Raw genomic sequence first — 2,737 nt, forward strand, 5'->3', positions numbered from 1 at the left:
CTTGCCAAGGTCGGGGTCGCGAGTTCGAGTCTCGTTTCCCGCTCCAGATTAAAGACATGCGCAGTAGCGGGTGTCAGTTAGAAAAGTTTTACGGCGCGTTAGCAAAGCGGTTATGTAGCGGATTGCAAATCCGTCTAGTCCGGTTCGACTCCGGAACGCGCCTCCACTTTCTTCCCTGGCCGGATGGTGGAATCGGTAGACACAAGGGATTTAAAATCCCTCGGCGTTCGCGCTGTGTGGGTTCAAGTCCCACTCCGGCTACCATGGGAAACAAAGAATAATCAAAGCAATAAGCAGTGTCGTGAAACCACCGAAAGGTGGTTTTTTTGTGTTTGAAATCTATGTTACTTATTAGTAATTGTCATTTTTCCCCGCCTGCCTACCGCACCATTTTTACTCTTCAATCATGAAGTGCTTTCTGGACAATGTCTTTTTACTTATGCCATTACGTAAATGTGATTATGTTACTGCTGGTGAAATGATGAAAAACGGCAGGAGTCGAGGCAACACTGGTGTATCGGTAGGCTTCATAAAAAAAAGCCTACATAAAGCAGGCGATAAGAATGATGCATAGTTATTATAATGATGGTAAAGCGTAACAGTTTTCTGAAATTAGAACCGTAAAATCCGATAGTTACAAATATTTAGAGGCTGCATCAAAGATTTCCTGTGAGGCCAGTTCCCGATCAGATGCAACATAGATAACCTCATGGTCACCTGTTAAGGACGGAAAACCTGCCGACATGATCTGTAGATTGACTTCTTCTCCGTTGGGATACGCTTCACGTATTGATGTAACCCCTTTAAGTACCGAGATAGTTTTGCAAGGTTTTCCATTAAAAAAAACGATCACTTTTTTCATATATCACCTTGTATTTTGTCGTTGTTTTTCAAGCCGCAAATTTCCAATGGGGTTCTATTTATATTTTTCCACAAAGGGCCGTTTGCTTGCTAAAGGTCTCATCGTCGTCGTAGCGCAATGATAATATTACTTATCGCAGAGCATTACGTTGGCTGCCGCTGGGCCTTTATTACCGGCAATAATAGCGAATTCGACCTTTTGGCCTTCGAAAAGCGTATTGACACTTTCTTCCTGTAAGGCAGAAAAGTGAACAAATACATCTTTACTTCCATCGAGAGGGGAGATAAATCCAAAGCGCTTATCTTCGTTATACCACTTGACCAGACCTAAGATCCTGGATGACATAAAATACTCCATTTGAAGACGTTTAGAATAACAACGTTATGATAGGGAACGTATAAACGTATACGTATGAACTCAAAAGGAGGGGATATCAGAGATAGCGCCTGGTTAAGAGGACTGACTGGAAAAATACCGCATATAAAATATTGTATCGAACCAACGCGATCATTAAGGCATGGGATGGGCTAATAAGCAAATTTTATTTTTGCCCTTTGGGACCCGCTTAAGCCGACGTCACACCCCACCCAAATACGCCTTCCTCACCTCCTGATTGCCCAGCAGCTCCTCGCCGCTGCCGCTCAGGCGGATCTGCCCGTTAACCATCACATACCCGCGATCGGAAAGCTTCAGCGCGTGGTGCGCATTCTGCTCCACCAGGAAGATCGTCATCCCGTTGCGGGCCAGCTCGCGCAGCGTCTGGAAAATCTGTTTCACCACAATCGGGGCTAAGCCCAGGCTGGGCTCATCCAGCAACAGCAGCGTCGGACGGCTCATCAGCGCCCGGGCGATAGCCAGCATTTGCTGTTCTCCGCCGGACAGGGTCATCGCGCGCTGTTTACGCCGTTCTTTCAGGCGAGGGAACAGATCGAACATCGTTTGCATATCTTCGGCCGCAAACTGGTTGCCAATCGGGATGGTCCCCATCAGCAGGTTCTCTTCGACGGTCATATCCGGAAAGATACGTCTGCCTTCAGGTGCCTGCGCAATGCCGCCGGAGGCGACGTAGTGGGTGGATTTATGGCTGATGTCTTCGCCGCGATAAAGGATCTGTCCGTTGCGGATACGCGGCTGGCCAAAGATGGACATCAGTAATGTCGATTTACCCGCGCCGTTTGCGCCAATCAGCGCCACGGTTTCTCCTGTATTCACCTCAAGTGAGACCTGGTTCAGCGCCTGAATCACGCCGTAAAACACATCCACCTCGCGGAAGGCCAGCAGCGGTTCGCTCATAGGGTGACCTCGCTTTCATCCGTGCCAAGATAGGCGGCAATGACCTTTTCATCATGCTGGATCTGCGCGGGTTTCCCCCTGGCAATCACGTCACCGTGGTCGAGCACGATAATATCGTCCGAAATCTCCATCACCATCCCCATGTCATGCTCAATCAGTAATACCGTGATGTCATGATGATCCCGCAGAAAACGAATGATGCTGCTCAGCTTATGCGTTTCAACCGGGTTTAGCCCGGCGGCAGGTTCGTCGAGACAGATCATCTCCGGTCCGGTACACATTGCCCGGGCGATCTCCAGGCGCCGCTGCTGACCGTACGACATCTCCCCCGCCAGGCGATTGGCACAGTCCACCAGATCGACCACTTCCAGCCAGTAGAAAGCTCTGTCGAGGGCGTCGCTTTCCGCCCGACGGTAGGCCGGGGAATTAACGATCCCGGCGAGCAGATTCCGGTTAACGCGCATATGCTGTGCGACCAGCAGATTTTCCACGACCGACATCTCGCGAAACAGACGGATGTTCTGGAAGGTGCGCGCCAGCCCGGCGCGGTTGACCAGGTGGGTTCCGCCAAACATTTTATAG

At 49.9% G+C, this 2,737-nt stretch carries 4 protein-coding genes and 2 tRNA genes; 2 read left to right on the forward strand and 4 right to left on the reverse strand.

Annotation, left to right across the window (positions count from 1 at the left end; genetic code table 11):
* Positions 1-92: 92 nt before the first annotated feature.
* Together L977_RS11105 and L977_RS11110 are read left to right on the forward strand one after the other, a co-directional pair.
* Positions 93-166: transfer RNA gene (locus L977_RS11105), tRNA-Cys, on the forward strand.
* Positions 167-177: 11 nt separating this feature from the next.
* Positions 178-264, forward strand: a tRNA-Leu gene (locus tag L977_RS11110).
* A gap of 370 nt (positions 265-634) precedes the next feature.
* Here the strand turns inward: L977_RS11110 and L977_RS11115 are convergent.
* The 4 genes from L977_RS11115 to L977_RS11130 form a co-directional block, all read right to left on the reverse strand.
* Positions 635-862, reverse strand: coding sequence for a hypothetical protein (locus L977_RS11115; RefSeq protein ID WP_047625762.1), 228 nt, complete (start codon positions 860-862; stop codon positions 635-637).
* 126 nt (positions 863-988) lie between these two features.
* A complete protein-coding gene (locus L977_RS11120) occupies positions 989-1,207 on the reverse strand; it encodes a cold shock domain-containing protein (protein ID WP_023337451.1) in 219 nt (72 codons plus the stop codon).
* A 231-nt stretch (positions 1,208-1,438) separates the two neighbouring features.
* A complete protein-coding gene (locus tag L977_RS11125) occupies positions 1,439-2,155 on the reverse strand; it encodes an ABC transporter ATP-binding protein (RefSeq protein WP_047625763.1) in 717 nt (238 codons plus the stop codon).
* The coding region (locus L977_RS11130) for an ATP-binding cassette domain-containing protein (protein ID WP_047625764.1) at positions 2,152-2,737 on the reverse strand (586 nt) is incomplete at its 5' end. The genes L977_RS11125 and L977_RS11130, both read right to left, overlap by 4 nt.

It is taken from the genome of Enterobacter sp. ZOR0014 (assembly GCF_000798855.1).
GTDB lineage: Bacteria > Pseudomonadota > Gammaproteobacteria > Enterobacterales > Enterobacteriaceae > Enterobacter > Enterobacter kobei.

Bases quoted from the DNA above. Each gene is read 5' to 3' on its own strand.
- L977_RS11115 (WP_047625762.1), bottom strand. From the start codon at position 862: ATGAAAAAAGTGATCGTTTTTTTTAATGGAAAACCTTGCAAAACTATC.
- L977_RS11120 (WP_023337451.1), bottom strand. From the start codon at position 1,207: ATGTCATCCAGGATCTTAGGTCTGGTCAAGTGGTATAACGAAGATAAG.
- L977_RS11125 (WP_047625763.1), bottom strand. From the start codon at position 2,155: ATGAGCGAACCGCTGCTGGCCTTCCGCGAGGTGGATGTGTTTTACGGC.